The following is a 19,755-nucleotide window of genomic DNA, read 5'->3' as shown; positions in this document are numbered from 1 at the left end:
TGAAGCATATAGTGACTACACCAACCCACCACTCAGGAGCCTGACATGAACACCACCACCACGATTATCCGCCGCAGCCTGGTCGCCGCCGCCCTCGTACTGAGCACCGGCCTGGCCGCCGCGGCCGCCGCGCCGATCGACGTCAAGGTCGACGGCTTCGCCGACCAATACGCGCAAGTCAACGGCGTCAAACTGCACTACAAGATCGGCGGCCAGGGCAGCCCGGTCGTGCTGCTGCACGGCTATGGCCAGACCGGCCACATGTGGACGCCGGCCATGGCCGAACTGGTCAAGCACCATACCGTCATCGTCCCCGACCTGCGCGGCGCCGGCGGCTCGGAAAAACCGGCCGGCGGCTACGACAAGAAAACCATGGCGGTCGACATCCATGAACTGGTCAAGGGCATCCGCAGCGAGCCGGCCGCCGTGGTCGGCCACGACATCGGCCTGATGGTGGCCTATGGCTACGCCGCCCAGTTCCCGGCCGACACCAGCAAGCTGGTGCTGATGGACGCCTTCATTCCCGGCGTCGGCGACTGGCGCAACGCCTTCCCGGCCAAGGCCGTGTGGCACTTCCACTTCTACGGCGAAACGCCGCTGGCGCTGGTGCAGGGCCGCGAACGCATCTACTTCGAACACTTCTGGAACGACTTCTCGGCCGACAAGACCAAGTCGGTGAAGGAAGCGGACCGCAAGCTGTACACGGCGGCCTATGCGCAGCCGGGCGGCATGCGCGCCGGCTTCGCCTACTTCAGCGATTTCGAGCGCGACGCCGCCGACTTCGGCCCGATGTCGCAAACCAAGCTGACCATGCCGGTGCTGACGCTGGCCGGCCAATACTCGGCCGGCGAATTCCTCGGCAAGCAGGTCGGCACGGTGGCCACGGACGTGAAGAGCATCATCGTCCAGGGTTCGGGCCACTGGCTGATCGACGAGGCGCCGGAGCAGGTGGTGCCGGCGCTGGTCGAGTTCATAAAATAATTTAAAAATATTTAAAAAAAATCTGTCGATTTGACGCGTGCTGCTTCGTCGTGGAGGTAGAGTGAGCATTCTCACTCGCCCCCACCCCACATAAAGGAGAGCATCATGACTGCAAAAGTAGATCCGATTCCAGAAGGCATGCACAGCGTCACCCCCCACCTGGTCGTCGATGGCGCGGCAGACGCCATCGAATTCTATAAAAAAGCGTTCAAGGCCACCGAGTGCGCGCGCATCCCCGGCCAGAACGGCCGGCTGATCCACGCGGCCGTCCGCATCGGCGATTCCACCGTCATGCTGGTGGACGAGTTCCCCGACTTCGGCAACCTCGGCCCCAAGAAGCTGAACGGCAGCCCGGTCACGCTGCATATCTATGTGCCCGATGCCGACGCCACCTACGCCCAGGCGATCGCCGCCGGCGCCACCGAGAAAATGCCGCCGGCCGACATGTTCTGGGGCGACCGCTACGGCCAGGTCACCGACCCGTTCGGCCACGTCTGGTCAATCGCCACCCACACCAAGGACATGACGCCGGAGGAAATGAACGCGGCGATGAAACAGCAAATGCCTGATTGCGGCTAACCGGAGAGCACCATGCGTTTCATGATTATCGTTAAAGCCACCGAGGATTCCGAGGCGGGCAAGATGCCGAGCGTCGAGCTGTTGACCGCGATGGGCGCGTTCAATGAAGAACTGGTCAATGCCGGCGTGCTGCTGGCCGGCGAGGGCGTGCATCCCAGCTCCAAGGGCGCGCGCATCCTGTACGACGGCCCCAAGCGCACCGTCATCGACGGCCCGTTCGCCGAGACCAAGGAATTGATCGCCGGTTTCTGGCTGTTGCAGGTGAAATCGAAGGAGGAGGCCATCGAGTGGATGAAGCGTTGCCCGAATCCGTTCGACGTGCCGTCGGAAATCGAAATCCGCCAGGTGTTCGAGATGGAGGATTTCGGCGAGGTCGCCACGCCGGAGCTGGTCGCGCAGGAAGAGGCCTTGCGCGCCCGCATGTGATGCTGCTACCTTAGCGGAAAACTAGGAGTATGCGATGGAATTCATGATACTGCGCCGCGCCAACCAGAGCACCGAACGCGGCCAGCAGCCGCCCGCGCTGGAACCGGGAACCTTTCTCAAACCCAGCACGGAGGCGGTGCGCCTGTTGCGGCGCGACGGCGAGTGGAGCCTGCTGCACGGGCCGTTCGCGCCCAGGGAACTGGTGGCCGGCTTGACGCTGATCGAGGCAGAATCGAAAGAGGACGCCATCGAACAGGTGCGCTGGTGGCCCCTGTTCGACAGCGGCGCAGTGTATGAAATCCGCGATGCCGGTTGCCCCGGCAATTGCCTCGGCTTCGACGAACGCGGCACGGCGGCGGGCACGCTGCCGCGCCGCGACGAAGCCTTGACGCGCTATGTTATTTTCATCCGTTCCGATGCCGACCTCGAGGCCGATCTGGTGCCTCCGCCGGAAGTCATCGATGTGATGAACGCCTACAACGAAGCGGGCGTGCAGCAGGGCGTGCTGCTGGCCGGCGAGGGCCTGATGGCCAGCGCCTCCGCCACCCGTGTCCACTTCGCCAATTCGAAAACCTCGGTGGTCGACGGTCCGTTCGCCGAAGTCAAGGAACTGATCGCCGGCTACTGGATGGTGCAGGCGGCCTCGCTCGACGAGGCCATCGCCTGGGCCAAGACCTATCCCTACCCAAGCCCCGGCGACCTGACGCTGGAAATCCGCGAAGCCTGCGAGCGCATCGCCCACCAGGAATTTACGCCGGAAATGCGCGCCGCCGAAGAGCGCCTGCGCGCCGAGCTGCTGGAGGCCGGCCTACGCGAAGCCTTCAGGAAAAAAGCCCGTGGCGGCTGACGTCCCCAAGATTGTCGAGGCGGTATGGCGGATGGAATCCGCCAAGATCATTGCCGTGCTGGCGCGCATGCTGCGCGACGTTGGCCAGGCCGAGGAGCTGGCGCAGGATGCGCTGGTGATGGCGCTGGAGCGCTGGCCGGAAACCGGCGTGCCGGACCAGCCGGCCGCCTGGCTGACCACGGTCGCCAAGAACCGCGCGCTGGACGTGCTGCGCCGCCGCCAACTGCACCAGGAAAAGGAAGCCGAACTTACCTACGAAATCGAAGGCGTGCTGCAGGACGCCGCGCCCAACCTCGATGCGGCCGTGGCCGACGCGCTGGAAAACGATATCGGTGACGACCTGCTGCGGCTGGTGTTCGTGGCCTGCCATCCAGTGCTGCCGACCGACGGCCGGGTGGCGCTGACCTTGCGCATGCTGGGCGGCCTGAGCACCGAGGAAATCGCCCGCGCCTTCCTGGTGCCGGAAGCGACGGTGGCGCAGCGCATCGTGCGCGCCAAGCGCACGCTGGCCGAGGCCAAGGTGCCGTTCGAAGCGCCGCGCGCGCACGAGCTGGTGGAGCGGCTGGCGTCGGTGCTGCAAGTGATCTACCTGATCTACAACGAAGGCTATTCCGCCAGCGCCGGCGCCGACTGGATGCGGCCGGCGTTGTGCGAGGAGGCGCTGCGGCTGGGCCGCATCCTGGCCGAGCTGGCGCCGGACGAAGCGGAAGTGCACGGCCTGGTGGCGTTGATGGAAATCCAGTCCTCGCGCGCCCGCGCCCGCGTGGGGCCGAAGGGCGAACCCATCCTGCTGCTGGAACAGGACCGCGCGCGCTGGGACCAGCTGCTGATACGGCGCGGCCTGGCGGCGCTGGCGCGCGCCGAGCAAACCGGGCGCGGTCTCGGCTCCTATGGCGTGCAGGCGGCCATCGCGGCCTGCCATGCGCGCGCGCGGCAGGCGGCCGATACCGACTGGCAGCGCATCGCCGCGCTGTACGACGCGCTGGCGCAGCTGACGCCGTCGCCGGTGGTGGAGCTGAACCGCGCGGTGGCGCTGGCGATGGCCTTCGGGCCGGCGGCCGGGCTGGAAGTGGTCGATGGCTTGATGGATGTGGCGGCGCTGAAGAACTACCACCTGCTGCCCAGCGTGCGCGGCGACTTCCTGGCCAAGTTGGGACGCCATGACGAAGCGCGCCACGAATTCGAACGCGCGGCGCAACTGACGCAGAACGAGCGCGAGCGCACCCTGCTGCTGGCGCGCGCCGCCGCCCAATAAACGGCGTTATTTAGCCGGCGCGGATTGCGGAGGCTGCGGCGACTGTTTCGCTTGCGCAGCTTCCGCGGCTTCCTTCTCCTGCTTTTCCTGCTTGGCCTTTTGCTTGGCCAGATGGCGACCAACGATACACCCGCCGACGGCTCCCGCAACCGCATGATGGCCGGCGACGTGGCCCGCAACAGCGCCGACAGCGGCGCCTTTAAGACATCCGGCCGCATAGGCCGATTCGCTGCTCAACATCAGCGCTGTCAGTGCCAAAGCAATAAACTTTTTCATGATATTTCCTCATTTTTCACGATGAAGAAAATTGTAGCAAAAAAAGCTGGCCCCCACGGGAGTTAAGGGCCAGCAAACCTTGGTACAACAACCTTGTTACAACCCAGCGATTACAGCTTGGCGCGCAGACCCAGGTAGAAGGTGCGGCCGTTCGAGTAGAACGCGCGCGGCTGGTCAGGCGTTTCCGCGTACATCTTGATGGTGGTGTTGGTCAGGTTCAGCGCGTCGAAGGTGATCGACAGCTGCTCGTTGATCTTGTAGTTCAACGAGCCCGCCAGATTGCCAGCGCCCTTCACGTGCTGGGCGGCGCCACGGTCGACGCCGGCCTTGTAGCTGGAACGGTAGTTGTACGCCAGGCGAGCGCTGAACTTGGCATCCTCGTAGAAGCCGGTGATGTTGTAGGTGCTCTTCGAGGAATTCAGCAGCTCGGTGCCGTCAGCCAGCTTGCCGTCGGCGTAGGTGTAGTTGGCCAGCACGCCGAAGCTGCTGAACAAAGGCTGCTGGTAGCTCAGCTCCACGCCCTTGTTCTTGCCGCTGGTGGTGTAAGGTGACGTGATCTGGTACTCCGTCATCTTGCCTTGCTTGTTGTTGAAGAAGGTGCCCACGCTGCCACCCTGCGCCACCACCGACACCAGGTCCATGTAGAACAGGCCGGCCGACAGCGAGGATTTTGGCGCGAAGTACCACTCGGCGCTGACTTCCGCGTTGTTGGAGCGGACCGGATCGAGCTTGACGTTGCCGCCCGAAGCGCTGAGCGCATCGTCGTTCAGCGACACCGAGCCGCCCAGCGCGCTGTAGTCGGGACGCGAGATCGCCCGGGCCAGCGCACCGCGCACCACCAGGTCCTGGTTCACGTCGTACTTGACGTTGGCGCTAGGCAGCACGTCGTTGTAGGTGCGTTCGAAGGTCGTCGGCGTGTAGGGGCCGAAGGCCGAACCGGTGATCGGGTTGGTGCCGCCGGACAGGTTGACGATCGAGGTCTGCTTGGTGCGCACGCCGCGCAGGCCGACGTTGCCGCTCCAGCTGTCGCCGGTCAGGTTGGCCATGCCGTACAGCGCGGTGGTCTTCTCGTTGACCTTGAATTCATCCTGCCAGTTGTGGCGGGCCACGAAGTCCAGCACGCGGTTGCCCGGCACCGCGCCCCAGGCGCCGATCGCCGCGCCGTCGTAGCGGAAGTAGGCCGACGACAGGTTGCCGCCCAGGTTGGAGCCGAAGTCGCTCGGATACTGCTGGCCGCTCCAGGCCGGGCCGGGATTGGTGGCGCCCAGCGGACCCAGCTTGGATTCCAGCGGGTGCTCGGCGCTGCGTTTGTGGTCGGTGGCGCGGACGCCGAACTTGATCGAATCGAGCACGCCTTCGCTGATGCGCAACTCGCCGTCCAGCTGGGCGTAGTGTTCCTTGTCGATCGACTGCGACTCGCCGCCGCCGCCCCAGGCGGTGCTGCCCGGCGAGGTGGTGACGCCGCCGGGATAGGAAACGCTGGCAGGGCTCAGGCCATTCAGCTGGTAGGTCATGCCGCCGCTGACATTGTTCTGGTAGTAGACGTCGCCATGGTCCCAGCCTTCGCCGTGGGTCATGCCGGCCTTGCCGCTGAAGGTCAGGTCCTGCGTGGCGCGGTAGCGGAAGTTGAAATCGACGTAGTAGGCTTCGCCGCCGGCGTCCGGACGGTAGATGTTGTCGACCTCGCCCGAGTTGGTGGCGAAGGAGGCGCCGGTGATGGTGCCGCCCTTGGTGACGACGCTTAATGGCACCCGGTTGTCGCGGTTGAAGGAGTTGCCGGGCGCCGCCAGCCAGTTGGTGTTCTGGTGCGGTGCGTCCAGCTTGGAGTAGAAGCCGTTCAGGTCCAGCGTCAGCTCTTTCGACGGCTTGATTTCAACGTCGAAAGCGCCGCCTTCGCGTTTTTTCTTCTGTTCGAACAGCGAGGCGCCGATAAAGGTCGGCACGTACAGGCCTGCCAGCGCCGGATTGGCCGTGGCGGCCGCGCTGTTCTTGCCTACCGTCACATAGCCCAGCACTTCCTGGCCATCGCGGCGCACCGTGGTTTTTTCCGAGAACGCCTGCACCAGCACGCCGGCGGTGTTGGTGTCGTTCTTCCAGTTGAACAGGCCGGAGAATTGCGGCTCGGTCTTCTTGGCCAGATCGTTGTACACGGCCTGCACCGATGCTTCCAGCGTCAGCGCCTTCTTGAATTCCAGCGGACGGCGGGTGATGACGTCGATGGCGCCGGAGACGCCGCCTTCGACCAGGTCGGCGGTCTGCGATTTGTGCACCACGACCGAGCTGACCAGCTCGGACGGCAGCAGCGAGAAGCTGCTGGAGCGGCCGACGTTGCCGCCGAACTGGTTCAGCACGAACCAGTCGCCGGTGCTGATGGCGTGGCCGTTGAACAGGGTCTGTTGCAGGGATGGGCTGGTGCCGCGCAGGCTGACGCGGTCGTTCTCGCCGAAGCCGCCTTCACCGCCGGCCGACGACTGGATGTTCACGCCGGGCAGGCGCTGGATGGCGTCGGCGACGTTTTTGTCCGGCATCTTGCCGATGTCTTCGGCGGTCACCACTTCAACCACCGAGTCGGCATTGCGCTTTTGCTTCAGCGACTGTTCCAGGGCGGCGCGTACGCCCGAAACGGTCACGATGGAGGAGGGGGCGTCGGCAGGCGGCGTGGCCTGTTGCGCCATGGCCGGCGTTGCGTAGACGGCGGCGGCGATCATCATGCCGACGGCGGCGGCGATCGGTGTCAGGCCAGTGCGGGCCGAGGTGGTGGTGCTTGCTGCGTGATGTCGAAACGTCATTGCAAATCTCCAAAATGGCCCAGGACGGGCCTGTTCACTTCTTGTGATGATGAATCTTTCGCAAGATTCCCCCTTGCAAACCAAACAACCAAACCAGTTCGATGCCAATATACTGTAAACAATGATACCAAAGCGCTACCAGTTGTGAAAAATAAGGTGGTTGTGGTGTTTTTTAGACAAAAAATCGCTTAATATTCACCTGTTTGGTGCGAAATGTTAAAAATACTTCAAGACGACCGTTAAATTTTGGTACTTAATTGGTACTAGTGTGGCAAAGGGAATCGTATGGTGACATTGACCAACATCATGAAAGTGCTCAGCGATACCAGCAGCCTGCCGCTGTATCACCAGTTGCAGCGCGCCTTGCGCGAGGCCATCGCTCAGCGCGTGCTGTTGCCGGACGACGCCCTGCCGCCGGAGCGCAAGCTGGCCAGCGATTTGAATGTGTCGCGGCTGACGGTGCGCAAGGCGCTCGACGGTTTGGTGGCGGAGGGCTTGCTGGTGCGGCGTCCCGGTTCGGGCAACTTCATCAACCACACGCGCATCGAGCAGAATTTTTCCAAGCTCAGTTCATTTTCCGAGGACATGCGGGCGCGCGGCCGGCAGCCCAGCAGCACCTGGCTGGACCGCAGCGCCGGCGCCGCCACCAGCGAGGAGGCGGCGCGGCTGCGCCTCAGCCCGGGCGAGCCGGTGTATCGTTTCCACCGCATCCGCTTTGCCGACGACACGCCGATGTGCGTGGAATACGCGACGGTGCCGGCCGACTGCCTGCCGTCGCTGGACGCGGTGGATAAATCGATGTACGAGGCGTTGAACCGCAGCGGCAACCGGCCGGTGCGGGCCTTGCAGCGGCTGTCGGCATTGCTGTTGAGCGAGGAGCAGGCGCGCCTGCTGGGGGCGCGCGAGGCGGATGCGGGACTGGCCGTCGAACGCTTGGGTTTCCTGTCCGACGGCCGGGTGGTGGAGTTTTGCCGCTCGTATTTCCGCGGCGACGCCTACGATTTCGTGGCGGAGCTCAGCTCGGTCTGAGCAAGCGCTGCTTAAACCAGCGTGGCTTCGAGAATCTTGACCAGCATCTCGACGCCGTCGGCGTCGGTCTGGTCGAAGCGGTTTGGCAGCGGGCTGTCGAGGTCGAACACGCCGACGATCTCGCCGTCCACGCCACGCACCGGCACCACCAGCTCCGAACGCGAGTTGACGTCGCAGGCGATGTGGCCCGGGAAGGCGTGCACGTCCGCCACGACGATGGACTTGCCTTCGACCACCGTGGTGCCGCAGACGCCGCGGCCCTTCTTGATGCGGATGCAGGCCGGCTTGCCCTGGAACGGTCCCAGCACCAGTTCGTCGCCCTTGAGGAAGTAGAAACCGGCCCAGTTCAGGCCCGGCATGCTGTTGAACACCAGCGAGCTGAAGTTGGCGGTGTTGGCGATCAGGTCGCTTTCGCCGTGGACCAGGCCGGTCAGCTGCGAGCGCAGGTCGTCGAACATGGCCAGCTTGGCTTCGGGAGTGTCGGTGCTGTAGGCGGTGTCGCTGAGGGTGAAAGTCATGATGATCTTTTAAGAAAAATTTTCCAGGACGATATGGTAGCCGTTTCCACGCCAACGTGCTGTGTATCGGCCCAGGACTAGCCCAGCGTCTCGGTCGCCAGCCGGCGCAGCAGGGCGGCGGCAGGGTGGTCTTCGGCCACGATCAGGCCCAGGCCGGCGGCCAGTTCGTCGCCTTCCTTCAGCTTGCGGTAGGCCACGCCGCTGCGGCTGATCGCCGCAAACGAAGTCGGCAGCAGCGCCATGCCCTTGCCGGCCGCGACGTCGCTGAGCAGCACATGATGGTCGTGCGGCTCGAGCAGGAAGCGTGGCGCGAAGCCGTGCTTGCGGAACACCGCGTGGCTGTGGTCGAAGAAGGCCGGCTGGCGCGCCCGTTCGAACCAGTACACCGGCTGGTCTTGCAGGTCGGCCAGCGCCAGGCTGCGGCGCTTGGCCAGCGGATGGCGGCTCGACAGCGCCACCAGGGTCGGCTGTTTGCCCAGTTGCAGCACGGGCAGGTCGAAGGTCTTGGTCGGCAGCGCGATGATGGCCGCGTCCAGCCGTCGCGCGCGCAGGCGGGCGACCAGGCGCGGCGAGGCGTCGAACACGGTGTCCAGCGCCGCGCCGTCGACGCCGCCGAGCTCGGTCGAGATACCGTCGGTGAAGGCGCGGTACAGGTCGGACTCCATCGACGACGTCATGCCCAGCCGCAGCCGCATGGCGGGCTGGCGTGCTTGCAGCGCCTGTTCGGCCTGGTCCAGCAGCGCCAGGATGCGCAGCGCGCGCGGCAGCAGTTCGCTGGCGGCCGGCGTCAGCGCCACGTGCTGGGTGTCGCGCTCGAATAGCTTGACGCCGAGGCGCTCCTCCATCTGCCGCACCGCGCGGCTCAGCGGCGGCTGCGTCATGTGCAGCTGCTCGGCGGCCTGGCGAAAGTTCAGGCACTGGGCGACGGCGACGAACATCTGTAATGCGTTGGTATCGAGTTTTCTCATGATACTAAAAAGGTATCACGTTTTTGCTCATTCCGCCCGCCGCGCACAGTGGCTAGACTCATCTCCATCGACCAACAACGGAGTTCAGCATGAAGAAATTATCGGGTATGGGTTTTGGCTGCATGGGCATGTCGGAGTTCTACGGCGCCACCGACGACGCGCAATCGCTGGCCACGCTGGAGGCCGCCTACGAGGCGGGCGTGACGCTGTTCGACACGGCGGACTCTTACGGCGCCGGCCACAACGAAGAGCTGCTGGGCCGCTTCCTGCGCGGCAAGCGCGGGCAGGTGACGCTGGCCACCAAGTTCGGCCTGGTGCGCAAGGCCGGCAACTACGAGCGCCGCATCGACAACTCGCCGGCCTACATTCGCGCCGCCTGCGAGGCCTCGCTGCGCCGGCTGGATATCGAGCATATCGATTTATACTATATACACCGTTTGAACCTGGCGGAGACCCCGCTGGAAGAATCGATGGAAGCCCTGGCGCAACTGGTCCGCCAGGGCAAGATCGGCGGCATCGGCCTGTGCGAAGTATCGCCCGCCACCTTGCGCCGCGCCGCCGCCGTGCATCCGGTGGCCGCCGTGCAAAGCGAATACTCGCTGTGGACGCGCGATCCGGAAGACGGCGTGCTGCAAGCCTGCCGCGAAGTGGGCGCCGCGTTCTGCGCCTACAGCCCGCTGGGCCGCGGCTTCCTGACCGGCAAAGCGGTGCCGCTGGAAGAGGGCGATTTCCGCAAGTTCAGCCCGCGCTTTGCCGAGGAAAACATGGCGGCCAACCAGCGCATCGTCGACATCGTGCGCGAGATCGCCGGCGACAAGGGCTGCACGCCGGCGCAGCTGGCGCTGGCCTGGCTGCTGGCGCAGGGCGACGACATCGTCCCCATCCCGGGAACCAAGCGCATCCCTTACATGCTGGAGAACCTGGGCGCGCTGCGCGTGCAGCTCAGCGCGGAAGAGCTGGCCCGCATCGGCGCGGCGCTGCCGCCCGGTATCGCCGTCGGCGCGCGCTACCCGCAGGAAGGCATGAAAGGACTCAACTCCTAGCGACTCCTAGCCGTTTTCCGAGACACTCCTACGAAAGTTGTAGGCAGCCTCCGATGGCGCGCGCGCGCGGCTCGCGATACTCTTGGAGTCAGTGCGTTGCGGCCCACGCGTCGCGCGCGTTTGTTGACCATCGAAAACGGATAACATATGTCGACCAGAAAAAAGAACGCCGTCTTACCGCGTCAGGGGAAACAGAGAATATCGTCCAACGGAGAAAAGGCAGTGCCATACGGGCCGCCCAGGCTGTCGCCGGATATCCAGGCCATGCTGATGGTGGGCGAGGAGCAGGTCATCATCAACCAGGAGGTGAACGACAACCTGTGCTTCATGACGGAATTCATCGATACCGTTTGAACCGGCGGCCGTGTAACCGGTACACGGAATGGTCCTACGTCGCCGTCTGCACGCGTCCTATATTGTGCGGTTGGGTCGTGAACTACGATGACTGCTCCTGTGTAGCAAGCAGGGTCAGTTAGCGGTAGTTTTCACGAGGAGACCATCATGGCCACTTCCAATCAGGGCAATGACCAAGGCAGCAAGCAAGGCGATAAAACGGGCAGCCAGCAGAAGGACACCAGCAAGCGCGGCTTCGCGTCCATGGACCCGCAACAGCAGCGTGAGATCGCGGCCGAAGGAGGCCGCGCGGCTCACGAGAAAGGCACGGCGCACGAATTCACGTCCGAAGAAGCGCGCCGGGCCGGCAGCATGAGCCACAAGAACGATGCGCGCAGCAGCCAGAGCAGCACACCCGGCAGCTCGTCGCAGAGCGGCGGCAAGGAAGACGAGGAGGACAACAGCAAAGGCGGTCGCAGCGGCTCCAGCCGTTCGGGATCGTCGAGCGGTTCCAGCTCCAAGTCGTAAGCGTTGAACGATAGTTGGCCGCCCGCATGGACTTCCGTGCGGGCGTTTTTCGTCGTCTTCTTTACAGGCAGATCGTCGTATGCGGCCCCGTCTGCTGCGGCGTGCGGCCGCCGATGGCGGCCCTGGCCAGTTCGAACAGCTGCTTCATCTTGCTGGCACCCACATCCCAATATTCGGCGGTCTGGATGCGCACCCGTATCAGCGCCAGGTGCGGATCGTCCAGGCCGCCGGGGAACCAGCTGCGCGTCATCGGGCGCCACAGCTCGCGTGCCTTGGCGCGGTCCTTCAACAGGCTGGCCTGGCCGAACACCGACAGGTACAGGTTCTCCGCCGGATTACAAAAACTGATGTTGACGCCGGGATGCTGCTGCAAGGCGGTGGTAAAGTCGGCGTCGTCCGCGGTGAAAAACCACAGATTGCCTTCGTTGTCGATCTGCTGCGGCGCCAGCGGGCGGCTGCTGAGCACGCTCTCGTCGTCGCAGGTGGTGAACATGCCGAAGCGCACATCCTTGATCTTGGCGGCCAGCGTGGCGATTTGTTCCTGGTTGTAGAGCGGCATGATGCGCCTCCGTGATGAGGGTGGACAGAGTTATGCTCCACCTTAGCCGCATGAGGGGATGAACACCGTGCGTGACTTCACGTAGTTTTACATTTGCGATACATGCTGGCGATTGACTTTGCAAATGATAATCATTATCATCTACTTTTCACCGATTGAAGGATAGCCCTTGAGCGCCCAAGCCGCAGCCTCCGCCCGCAACGCCAGCCGTGCCGTTTGGCTCAAGCATCTGCACCAATGGCATTGGGTCAGTTCGGCGATGTGCTTGATGGGCATGTTCTTGTTCAGCATTACCGGCATCACCCTCAACCATTCGACGCAGATCGAGGCCAAGCCGGCCGTCGTGCGCCAGCAGGCCACCGCGCCCGCCGCGCTGACGGCGCAGCTGCGCGCCTACGCCGCCGGGCACGACGGCGCCAGGGAGCCGCTGCCGGCCGCCGCCGAACAATGGCTGCGCGATACGTGGAAGGTGCAGGCCGGCGGCCGCGTCGCCGAGTGGGCCGCCGATGAAGTCTACCTGCCGCTGCCGAAGGCCGGCGGCGACGCCTGGGTGCGCATCGCGCTGGAAGACGGCGCCGCCGAATTCGAAAACACCGACCGCGGCTGGATCTCCTGGCTCAACGACGTGCACAAGGGCCGCAACACCGGCGCCGCCTGGAACTGGTTCATTGATATCTTCGCCGGCGCCTGCCTGGTGTTCTGCATCACCGGTCTGCTGATCCTGAAATTCCACGCGGCCAACCGGCCCTTTACCTGGCCGATGGTGGGCCTGGGCATCCTGATTCCATTTGTCATTGCACTGCTGTTCATTCATTAAACTCACGACAGGTACTCCATGAAATTACGCTATTCCATCGCCCTCAGTCTGCCGCTGGCCAGCGCCACGGCCATGGGCGCCGAGCTGGCGCTCAAACTCGAAGTGCCGCAACTGAACGTGGCGGAATACCACCGTCCCTACATCGCCGCGTGGCTGGAAAACGCCGACCAGAAAGTGGTCGCCAACCTGGCCGTGCTGTACGACGTCAAGAAGAAGGACAACGCCGGCACCAAGTGGCTCAAGGATGTGCGCCAGTGGTGGCGCAAGAGCGGCCGCGACGTGGAAATGCCGATGGACGGCGTCAGCGGCGCGACCAGGGCGCCGGGCGAACAGTCACTGACCTTCCCGGGCGCGAAAGCGGCGCTGGACAAGCTGCCGGCCGGCCAGTACACGCTGGTGGTGGAAGCGGCCCGCGAAGCCGGCGGCCGCGAAGCCGTCAAGGTGCCGCTGCAATGGCCGCCGAAGTCGGCGCAGAACGTGAGTGGCCAGGGCAAGGAAGAGCTGGGCGCCGTGGTGGTACAACTCAAACCTTAAGGCCTGTCCATGAAACTGTATAAATCGTTTATCGCGCTGGCGCTGGCCGGCCTGTCGGCCGTGTCGCTGAACGCGCAGGCGCACAAGCCGTGGCTGCTGCCGTCGTCGACCATCGTCGAAGGCAAGGAAGCCTGGCTGACCGTGGACGCCGCCATTTCCGAAGGCCTGTTCGATATCGACCACCAGCCGCTCAAGCTGGACGGCATCGTCATCACCGGCCCGGACGGCGGCAAGCTGGCCATGGAAAACGTCAACAACGGCAAGCTGCGCAACACCTTCGACCTCAAGCTGCCGAAGCCAGGCACCTACAAGATCGCACTGGTGTCGCAGGGCGTGACGGGCAGCTACAAGAGCAAGGAAGGCGAGATGAAGCGCTTCCGCGGCAGCGAGGAAACGCTGGCCAAGGATGTGCCGGCCGATGCGACCGACGTCAAGCTGACGCGCATGCAGAGCCGCCTGGAGACCTTCGTCTCGACCGGCGCGCCGGACCTGGCGGTGTTCAAGCCGACCGGCGTCGGCCTGGAGCTGGTGCCGGTGACGCACCCGAACGATATGCGCGCAGGCGAGAAGGCCACTTGGCGCTTCCTGCTGGATGGCAAGCCGGCCGCTAATCAAGGCTTCAGCCTGATCCCGGGCGGCGTGCGTTATCGCGGCACGCTGGGTGAGCTGCGCAAGAACACCGACGCCAACGGCGAAGTGACGTTCGAGCTGCCGGCTGCGGGCATGTACCTGGTCAGCAGCGCGTGGCCAGCCGTCGCGCCGCAAGCGCCGGGCCAGCCGCCGCAGATGCCTCCGCGCCGCGTCAGCTATGCGGCGACGGTGGAAATCCTGCCGCAATAAGGCGCGGTATTTCTGCCATGCGTCGTGTATTGCTGCCCCATGTCGTTGACGACGAGCCGGCGCCCGCCGGCGGCGTGATCCGCGATTTCGGCGGACGCAGCATGGGCACCAGCTGGTCGGTGCGGCTGGTGTGCGCGCCGGAGGATGCCTGCACCCATCTGCAGCAAGGGTTGCAGCAGCAGCTGGACGCCGTGGTGGCGGAGATGAGCCACTGGGAAAGTGACTCCGACCTGGGCCGCTTCAACCGCGCCGACGCGGGCAGCTGGCAGCAGCTGCCGCCGGCGTTTTTCGATGTGCTGGCCTTTGCGCTGGACGTGGCCAGCGCGTCGGGCGGCGCCTATGATCCCTGCGCCGGCGCACTGGTCAACCTGTGGGGCTTCGGCCCGTATGGCAGGTTCGACCAGCCGGATTTTGTGCCGCCGTCGGCCGCGCAGATCGGCGCGGCCTTTGCGTCGCAGCCGGTGCTGCTGGAGCGCAAAGGCCGCCGTGCCTTGCAGCCGGGCGGCGTGCAGCTGGACCTGTCGGCCGTGGCCAAGGGCTACAGCGTGGACCGGCTGGCGTATTTTTTGAAGACCCAGGGTTACGCCCACTGCCTGGTCGAAGTCGGCGGCGAGCTGCGCGGCGCCGGCGTCAAGCCGGACGGCCAGCCGTGGTGGGTGGCGCTGGAGCAGGTGGCCGACACGGCAGCGCCGCAGCCTGACGAACTGGTGCTGGCGCTGCACGGCCTGTCGGTGGCGACCTCGGGCGACTACCGCCGCTATTTCGAGCTGGACGGCCAGCGCTATTCCCACACCATCGATCCGCGCAGCGGCATGCCGATCGCCAACGACCTGGCCTCGGTCACCGTGGTCCATCCGCAATGCATGGCGGCCGACGCCTGGTCCACCGCGCTGACGGTGCTGGGCTGCGAGCACGGCCTGCGCCTGGCCGAACAACAAGGACTGGCGGTGCGCTTCGTCGTCCGCCAGCGCGACGGCGGTTTCACCGAACACATGAGTACCCATTTACGCAGCATGCTCGACGAATGATCTGGACCAACGACCCCACCCGTTTGATGCTGGTAGCCAGCCTGGCCATGAGCTACGCGCTGGTGTGCCTGGCGCCTTACCTGCGCATGCGCCGCAAGCGCGTGGCGGCGCAGCGCGCCAAGGCCGAGGCTGCCGCCAACCCCGGCTGGATCGTCGCCTACGCCAGCCAGACCGGCAACGCCGAGGAACTGGCCGGGCAGACGCTGGCGACGCTGCGGCTGGCCGGCATCTCCGCGCAGATGAGCGAGCTGTCCGAACTGCATGCCGAAGATTTACAGCGCGCCGAGCGCATCCTGTTCCTGGTCAGCACCTACGGCGAGGGCGATGCGCCGGACGCCGCCGCCGCCTTTGCCGGCCGCCTGATGACTAACGGCCTGGCGCTGCCGCAACTGCATTACGCCGTGCTGGCGCTGGGCGACAGCGCCTACGCCCAGTTCTGCGGCTTCGGCCGTGCGCTGGACCAGTGGCTGCAAGCGCAGGGCGCGCAAAGCCTGTTCCCGCGCATCGAGGTCAACCGCAGTTCGGCCGAGGCCATCGGCGCCTGGCGTCAGCAGCTCAGCCATCTGGCCGGCACCAGCGATGCGCCGGACTGGAGCGCGCCGGCCTTCGACCAGTGGCGGCTGGTCAAACGCAAGCTGCTCAATCCGGGCAGCGCCGGCGCGCCGCTCTACCACCTGGAACTGGAACCGCAGGACGGCGAACTGCCGGCCTGGGAGTCGGGCGACCTGGTGCAGGTAGCGGCGCCGTCCGATCCCGAGCGCGCCCGCGAATACTCGATCGCCTCGATGCCGGCCGACGGCCGCGTGCATTTGCTGGTGCGCCTGCACACGCATGCGGACGGCAGCCACGGCGCCGCCTCCGGCTGGCTGACGCAGCAGGCCGGGCTGGGCGAGGCGGTCCAGTTGCGGCTGCGCCAGCACCGCCGCTTCCGCCTGGAGGACAACGCCCAGCGGCCGCTGATCCTGATCGGCAACGGCAGCGGCATCGCCGGCCTGCGCGGCCACCTGAAGGCGCGCACGACGAACGGACGGGCTCGCAACTGGCTGCTGTTCGGCGAGCGCAACGAAGCCCACGACTACCACTATCGCGACGAGCTGGCGACCTGGCAGCTGCACGGCAAACTGGAAAAACTGGACATGGTGTTCTCGCGCGACCAGCCTGAACGTCGCTACGTGCAGGACAGTCTGGCCGAGCAGGCGGACGCGGTGCGCGCCTGGGTCGCGGCCGGCGCCGCCATCTATGTGTGCGGCAGCCTGGACGGCATGGCGGCCGGCGTCGACGCCGCGCTGGCCGCCGCGCTGGGGCGCGAGGCACTGGACCAGCTGGCCGCCGCCGGACGCTATCGGCGCGACGTTTATTGACGCTTTATTACAACGCACCAATGCGGTGCAAATCCAGTTGTTCTGATGATAATAAAATATTACGTTTTATATGATATAAAATTTTCGCATATTGAAATTAAATTTTGTAAATTGGCGTAAATGTCGAACTTGTGAGGTTTGTTCTAAATTTGTTTCAACTATGTACCATATTGTACGGCCAGGCCCGATAATTCCGTTATCGAAGAGCAATGTTGGCCACTTCGACTTATAGCGTTGTTGGTATTGCTCTCGATTTCTATGTTTTTATTCGGGAGTTTGAATGGTATTGCAAGAAAAAATCGGCGTACGCTCCGTGCGCATCGCCCTGAGCGTGCTGACCGGCACCGTACTGATCGCGGGCCAGGCGTTTGCGGACGAGGCCATGCAGAAGGTTGAAATCACCGGCTCGAGCATCAAGCGCATCGCCGTGGAAGGCGCACTGCCAGTGCAGCGCCTGTCGCAGGAACAAATCGCCAAGACCGGCGCCACCACCGTGGCCGACCTGATCCAATCGCTGCCAGCGATGCAGGGCTTCAGCATCGCCGCCACCGCGGCCGGCTCGAACTCGGGCGGCATCGTCTCGGCCTCGATCCACAACATCGGCGAGAGCTACACCCTGGTCCTGCTGGACGGCCGCCGCATTGCGCCGACCGGCTCGGGCAGCACCATCAACCTGAACTCCATTCCGATGAGCGCGGTTGAGCGCGTCGAGATCCTGACCGACGGCGCTTCCGCCCTGTACGGTTCGGACGCGATCGCCGGCGTGATCAACTTCATCCTGAAGAAAAACGCCCACGGCGGCACCATCGATGCTACCTACTCGCAGCCGACCAGCGGCCGTCCAGGCCAGTCGTACAACACCAACCTGACCTACGGCTTCGGCGACCTGCAGGAAGACCGCTACAACATCCTGGCGACCTACCGCCACGACGAGCAGAGCCCGGTCAAGGCGACCGACCGTTCGTTCGCATCGACTTCGTATATCCCGTTCAACTACAACGGCCACAACTACATCTACGACCGTACCAGCCCGGCGGCCGCACCTGCCAACGTCGGCGTGACCTTCAACAAGGGTTTGGCGCCTATCGGTTTCAGCCCGTACCTGATGCAGAACGGCAGCTGCCCGACGCAGACCTACCTGAGCCTGAACAACACGGCCGATACCCACAACTGCTCGTTCGACTCGACGCCAGCGGTGGAAATCTCGCCGCAGAACAAGCGTGACAGCTTCTTCACCAAGGCCCAGTACAAGGCCAGCGAAGACATCACCGTGTTCGCCGAAATGGCGCTGTCGCGCCTGGACCTGACCGCGCGCATCGCGCAGAACATCGCGCCGTTCACCATCGCGCCCGGTTCGGACCGCTACAACACCTACGTGCTGCCTTACCTGACCGCCGACCAGGCCGCCAACGTCAAGCAAGTGTCGGGCAGCTACCGCACCTACGACTGGGGCACCCGCGACAGCCAGACCATCACCGACGCCCAGCACCTGGTGGTGGGCGCGGAAGGCGATATCGGCGCCTGGAGCTTCGGCACCGGCCTGACCTGGTCGCGCAACAAGCTCGACGAGCGCTATGTCGGCGGCTACGCGATGACCAAGGAATTCAAGGACATGTTGGCCACCAACGCCTTCAATCCATTCGCGCCGATCGGCAACCAGAGCGACGCCACCAAGGCGCAGATCGCCAACTCGATCTACCACGGTTCGGTGCGCGAAGCGTCGACCACCTTGAAGGGTGTGGACGCGCACGGTTCGCGTGAAGTGTTCACGCTGCCAGGCGGCGCCGCCAACCTGGGTATCGGCGCCGACTACCGCGAGTATGCTTACGAGCAGACTCCATCGGCCGACGCGGCCGGCGGCAAGATCTACAACCTGACCGCCCAGCCAGCCTACGACATGAAGCGCGCATCGTACGGCGTGTTCGGCGAGCTGCTGGCGCCGCTGACCAAGGAACTGGAAGTGACCTTGGCCGGCCGCTACGACAGCATTGCCGGCATCGACAACCTGCTGGTCAACCGCAAGATGGGCGAGACCCAGTCGGCCAGCACCTACAAGGTGTCGGCCCGCTGGCAGCCGGTCAAGACGGTGCTGGTGCGTGGCTCCTACGGCACCGGCTTCAAGGCGCCTAGCATGCTCGACATCGGCCAGCCGCTGGTCAGCGCCGGCGTGACCTCGAACAGCTACGCTTGCCCATTCCCTGGCACCGACCAGTGCCGTCCAGGCAATGTGCAGTACAACCTGCTGTCCGGCGGTAACGAGAACCTGAAGCCTGAGCGTTCCAAGCAGTACTCGATCGGTTTCCGCGTCGAGCCTAACGCCTCGTTCTCGTTCGGCGCCGACCTGTGGGATGTGAAGATCACCGACGCCGTGTCGTCGATCAGCGAGCAGCAGATCTTTGCCGCCCCGGCCAAGTTCCGTGACCTGTTCACCACCTTCACCGAACCGTCGACCGGCAACACCTACTGGGCGATGAAGAGTCTGTCGATCAACATCGGCAAGACCCACAACCAGGGTATCGACTACGACATGGTGGGTCGCCAGAAGTTCTCGTTCGGCCAGTTGACGGCCAACCTGAACGGCACCTACCTGATGAAGTCGGACTACACCCGTCCGGGCACCGACGGCGACTGGACCAGCGACATGAACTTCTTCGGCGTCGACAACAAGGTAGCCTTCCGCCACATCGTGCGCGCCGCGCTGACGCTGGATACCGGCAAAGTAAGCAACACGCTGAGCGCGAACTATCGCAACGGCTACCAGGACGCGCAAGCGACCGTGCGTAACGTCGATAGCGGCAAGGACGAGATCATCCGTCTGTGGGTGCCGTCGTACCTGACGATCGACTGGCAGGGCAAGCTGGCGCTGACCAAGACCGCGGCTATCCGCATGGGCGTGAAGAACCTGGCCGGCCGCGAACCGCCGCTGTCGCTGCGCGCTTCGTCGGGCCACCAGGTCGGCTTCGATCCACGCTACGCGGACCAGCTGGGCCGCACCTTCTACATGACCGGCACGCTGGCGTTCTAAGCTGTTGATCCTGTAATGT

Annotated in this window: 20 protein-coding genes; 15 read left to right on the top strand and 5 right to left on the bottom strand. The window is 64.6% G+C overall.

Annotated elements, in window-relative coordinates:
* Positions 1 to 45 precede the first annotated feature (45 nt).
* From D0T21_RS14105 to D0T21_RS14085, 5 genes are all read left to right on the top strand, one after another.
* Positions 46 to 981 (top strand): alpha/beta fold hydrolase, encoded by a 936-nt coding sequence (locus D0T21_RS14105; RefSeq protein WP_116990212.1) that lies wholly within the window; start codon positions 46 to 48, stop codon positions 979 to 981.
* A 105-nt stretch (positions 982 to 1,086) separates the two neighbouring features.
* Positions 1,087 to 1,560 carry a VOC family protein gene (locus D0T21_RS14100; RefSeq protein WP_199538468.1) on the top strand — a complete coding sequence of 158 codons (474 nt, stop codon included), beginning with the start codon at positions 1,087 to 1,089 and terminating at the stop codon, positions 1,558 to 1,560.
* A 12-nt stretch (positions 1,561 to 1,572) separates the two neighbouring features.
* A complete protein-coding gene (locus D0T21_RS14095) occupies positions 1,573 to 1,986 on the top strand; it encodes a YciI family protein (RefSeq protein ID WP_116990210.1) in 414 nt (137 codons plus the stop codon).
* A gap of 34 nt (positions 1,987 to 2,020) precedes the next feature.
* On the top strand, positions 2,021 to 2,833 hold the full coding sequence (locus tag D0T21_RS14090) for a YciI family protein (RefSeq protein WP_116990209.1): 813 nt from the start codon (positions 2,021 to 2,023) through the stop codon (positions 2,831 to 2,833).
* Between the two features lie 31 nt (positions 2,834 to 2,864).
* Positions 2,865 to 4,088, top strand: a complete 1,224-nt coding sequence (locus tag D0T21_RS14085; RefSeq protein ID WP_199538480.1) for an RNA polymerase sigma factor — start codon at positions 2,865 to 2,867, stop codon at positions 4,086 to 4,088.
* A gap of 6 nt (positions 4,089 to 4,094) precedes the next feature.
* Here D0T21_RS14085 and D0T21_RS14080 read toward each other — a convergent pair whose 3' ends face one another.
* Positions 4,095 to 4,364: a hypothetical protein gene (locus D0T21_RS14080; protein ID WP_116990207.1), complete on the bottom strand. Its 270-nt coding sequence runs from the start codon at positions 4,362 to 4,364 to the stop codon at positions 4,095 to 4,097.
* Positions 4,365 to 4,474: 110 nt separating this feature from the next.
* Positions 4,475 to 7,153 carry a TonB-dependent receptor gene (locus D0T21_RS14075; RefSeq protein ID WP_116990206.1) on the bottom strand — a complete coding sequence of 893 codons (2,679 nt, stop codon included), beginning with the start codon at positions 7,151 to 7,153 and terminating at the stop codon, positions 4,475 to 4,477.
* A gap of 285 nt (positions 7,154 to 7,438) precedes the next feature.
* Between D0T21_RS14075 and D0T21_RS14070 the strand changes: the two genes are divergently transcribed.
* Entirely contained in the window at positions 7,439 to 8,182 is a 744-nt protein-coding gene (locus D0T21_RS14070; protein WP_116990205.1) for a GntR family transcriptional regulator, read from the top strand.
* An 11-nt stretch (positions 8,183 to 8,193) separates the two neighbouring features.
* Here the strand turns inward: D0T21_RS14070 and D0T21_RS14065 are convergent, their stop codons facing one another.
* Positions 8,194 to 8,700, bottom strand: a complete 507-nt coding sequence (locus D0T21_RS14065) for a GAF domain-containing protein (protein WP_116990204.1) — start codon at positions 8,698 to 8,700, stop codon at positions 8,194 to 8,196.
* 77 nt (positions 8,701 to 8,777) lie between these two features.
* Complete coding sequence (locus tag D0T21_RS14060) at positions 8,778 to 9,668, bottom strand: LysR substrate-binding domain-containing protein (protein ID WP_116990203.1); 891 nt, start codon at positions 9,666 to 9,668, stop codon at positions 8,778 to 8,780.
* Positions 9,669 to 9,757: 89 nt separating this feature from the next.
* Between D0T21_RS14060 and D0T21_RS14055 the strand changes: the two genes are divergently transcribed.
* From D0T21_RS14055 to D0T21_RS14050, 3 genes are all read left to right on the top strand, one after another.
* The gene (locus D0T21_RS14055) at positions 9,758 to 10,711 is read left to right on the top strand and encodes an aldo/keto reductase (RefSeq protein WP_116990202.1); all 954 of its coding nucleotides are present in this window, start codon (positions 9,758 to 9,760) and stop codon (positions 10,709 to 10,711) included.
* Between the two features lie 222 nt (positions 10,712 to 10,933).
* Positions 10,934 to 11,065 carry a hypothetical protein gene (locus D0T21_RS32735; protein WP_301546339.1) on the top strand — a complete coding sequence of 44 codons (132 nt, stop codon included), beginning with the start codon at positions 10,934 to 10,936 and terminating at the stop codon, positions 11,063 to 11,065.
* A gap of 147 nt (positions 11,066 to 11,212) precedes the next feature.
* Positions 11,213 to 11,572, top strand: coding sequence for a KGG domain-containing protein (locus D0T21_RS14050; RefSeq protein ID WP_116990201.1), 360 nt, complete (start codon positions 11,213 to 11,215; stop codon positions 11,570 to 11,572).
* A gap of 61 nt (positions 11,573 to 11,633) precedes the next feature.
* Here the strand turns inward: D0T21_RS14050 and D0T21_RS14045 are convergent, their stop codons facing one another.
* Positions 11,634 to 12,131 (bottom strand): pyridoxamine 5'-phosphate oxidase family protein, encoded by a 498-nt coding sequence (locus D0T21_RS14045; RefSeq protein WP_116990200.1) that lies wholly within the window; start codon positions 12,129 to 12,131, stop codon positions 11,634 to 11,636.
* Positions 12,132 to 12,300: 169 nt separating this feature from the next.
* Between D0T21_RS14045 and D0T21_RS14040 the strand changes: the two genes are divergently transcribed.
* From D0T21_RS14040 to D0T21_RS14015, 6 genes are all read left to right on the top strand, one after another.
* Positions 12,301 to 12,948: a PepSY-associated TM helix domain-containing protein gene (locus tag D0T21_RS14040; protein ID WP_116990199.1), complete on the top strand. Its 648-nt coding sequence runs from the start codon at positions 12,301 to 12,303 to the stop codon at positions 12,946 to 12,948.
* Positions 12,949 to 12,966: 18 nt separating this feature from the next.
* Positions 12,967 to 13,482, top strand: a complete 516-nt coding sequence (locus tag D0T21_RS14035; protein WP_116990198.1) for a DUF2271 domain-containing protein — start codon at positions 12,967 to 12,969, stop codon at positions 13,480 to 13,482.
* Positions 13,483 to 13,491: 9 nt separating this feature from the next.
* A complete protein-coding gene (locus D0T21_RS14030) occupies positions 13,492 to 14,322 on the top strand; it encodes a DUF4198 domain-containing protein (RefSeq protein WP_116990197.1) in 831 nt (276 codons plus the stop codon).
* A gap of 17 nt (positions 14,323 to 14,339) precedes the next feature.
* Complete coding sequence (locus tag D0T21_RS14025) at positions 14,340 to 15,350, top strand: FAD:protein FMN transferase (RefSeq protein WP_116990196.1); 1,011 nt, start codon at positions 14,340 to 14,342, stop codon at positions 15,348 to 15,350.
* On the top strand, positions 15,347 to 16,711 hold the full coding sequence (locus D0T21_RS14020; protein WP_116990195.1) for a sulfite reductase subunit alpha: 1,365 nt from the start codon (positions 15,347 to 15,349) through the stop codon (positions 16,709 to 16,711). Before D0T21_RS14025 ends, D0T21_RS14020 begins: the two co-directional genes overlap by 4 nt.
* Before the next feature lie 280 nt (positions 16,712 to 16,991).
* Positions 16,992 to 19,736 (top strand): TonB-dependent receptor, encoded by a 2,745-nt coding sequence (locus tag D0T21_RS14015; protein WP_116990194.1) that lies wholly within the window; start codon positions 16,992 to 16,994, stop codon positions 19,734 to 19,736.
* The last annotated feature ends 19 nt before the right edge of the window (positions 19,737 to 19,755 follow it).

This window comes from Duganella sp. BJB476 (assembly GCF_003416895.1).
Classification (GTDB): domain Bacteria; phylum Pseudomonadota; class Gammaproteobacteria; order Burkholderiales; family Burkholderiaceae_D; genus Rugamonas.
This window is presented reverse-complemented; position numbering and strand designations above follow the sequence as displayed.

Excerpts from the sequence above, each read along its gene's own strand:
- D0T21_RS14105 (WP_116990212.1), top strand. The coding sequence starts at position 46 with ATGAACACCACCACCACGATTATCCGCCGCAGCCTGGTCGCCGCCGCC.
- D0T21_RS14100 (WP_199538468.1), top strand. The coding sequence starts at position 1,087 with ATGACTGCAAAAGTAGATCCGATTCCAGAAGGCATGCACAGCGTCACC.
- D0T21_RS14095 (WP_116990210.1), top strand. The coding sequence starts at position 1,573 with ATGCGTTTCATGATTATCGTTAAAGCCACCGAGGATTCCGAGGCGGGC.
- D0T21_RS14090 (WP_116990209.1), top strand. The coding sequence starts at position 2,021 with ATGGAATTCATGATACTGCGCCGCGCCAACCAGAGCACCGAACGCGGC.
- D0T21_RS14085 (WP_199538480.1), top strand. The coding sequence starts at position 2,865 with ATGGAATCCGCCAAGATCATTGCCGTGCTGGCGCGCATGCTGCGCGAC.
- D0T21_RS14080 (WP_116990207.1), bottom strand. The coding sequence starts at position 4,364 with ATGAAAAAGTTTATTGCTTTGGCACTGACAGCGCTGATGTTGAGCAGC.
- D0T21_RS14075 (WP_116990206.1), bottom strand. The coding sequence starts at position 7,153 with ATGACGTTTCGACATCACGCAGCAAGCACCACCACCTCGGCCCGCACT.
- D0T21_RS14070 (WP_116990205.1), top strand. The coding sequence starts at position 7,439 with ATGGTGACATTGACCAACATCATGAAAGTGCTCAGCGATACCAGCAGC.
- D0T21_RS14065 (WP_116990204.1), bottom strand. The coding sequence starts at position 8,700 with ATGACTTTCACCCTCAGCGACACCGCCTACAGCACCGACACTCCCGAA.
- D0T21_RS14060 (WP_116990203.1), bottom strand. The coding sequence starts at position 9,668 with ATGAGAAAACTCGATACCAACGCATTACAGATGTTCGTCGCCGTCGCC.
- D0T21_RS14055 (WP_116990202.1), top strand. The coding sequence starts at position 9,758 with ATGAAGAAATTATCGGGTATGGGTTTTGGCTGCATGGGCATGTCGGAG.
- D0T21_RS14050 (WP_116990201.1), top strand. The coding sequence starts at position 11,213 with ATGGCCACTTCCAATCAGGGCAATGACCAAGGCAGCAAGCAAGGCGAT.
- D0T21_RS14045 (WP_116990200.1), bottom strand. The coding sequence starts at position 12,131 with ATGCCGCTCTACAACCAGGAACAAATCGCCACGCTGGCCGCCAAGATC.
- D0T21_RS14035 (WP_116990198.1), top strand. The coding sequence starts at position 12,967 with ATGAAATTACGCTATTCCATCGCCCTCAGTCTGCCGCTGGCCAGCGCC.
- D0T21_RS14030 (WP_116990197.1), top strand. The coding sequence starts at position 13,492 with ATGAAACTGTATAAATCGTTTATCGCGCTGGCGCTGGCCGGCCTGTCG.
- D0T21_RS14025 (WP_116990196.1), top strand. The coding sequence starts at position 14,340 with ATGCGTCGTGTATTGCTGCCCCATGTCGTTGACGACGAGCCGGCGCCC.
- D0T21_RS14020 (WP_116990195.1), top strand. The coding sequence starts at position 15,347 with ATGATCTGGACCAACGACCCCACCCGTTTGATGCTGGTAGCCAGCCTG.
- D0T21_RS14015 (WP_116990194.1), top strand. The coding sequence starts at position 16,992 with ATGGTATTGCAAGAAAAAATCGGCGTACGCTCCGTGCGCATCGCCCTG.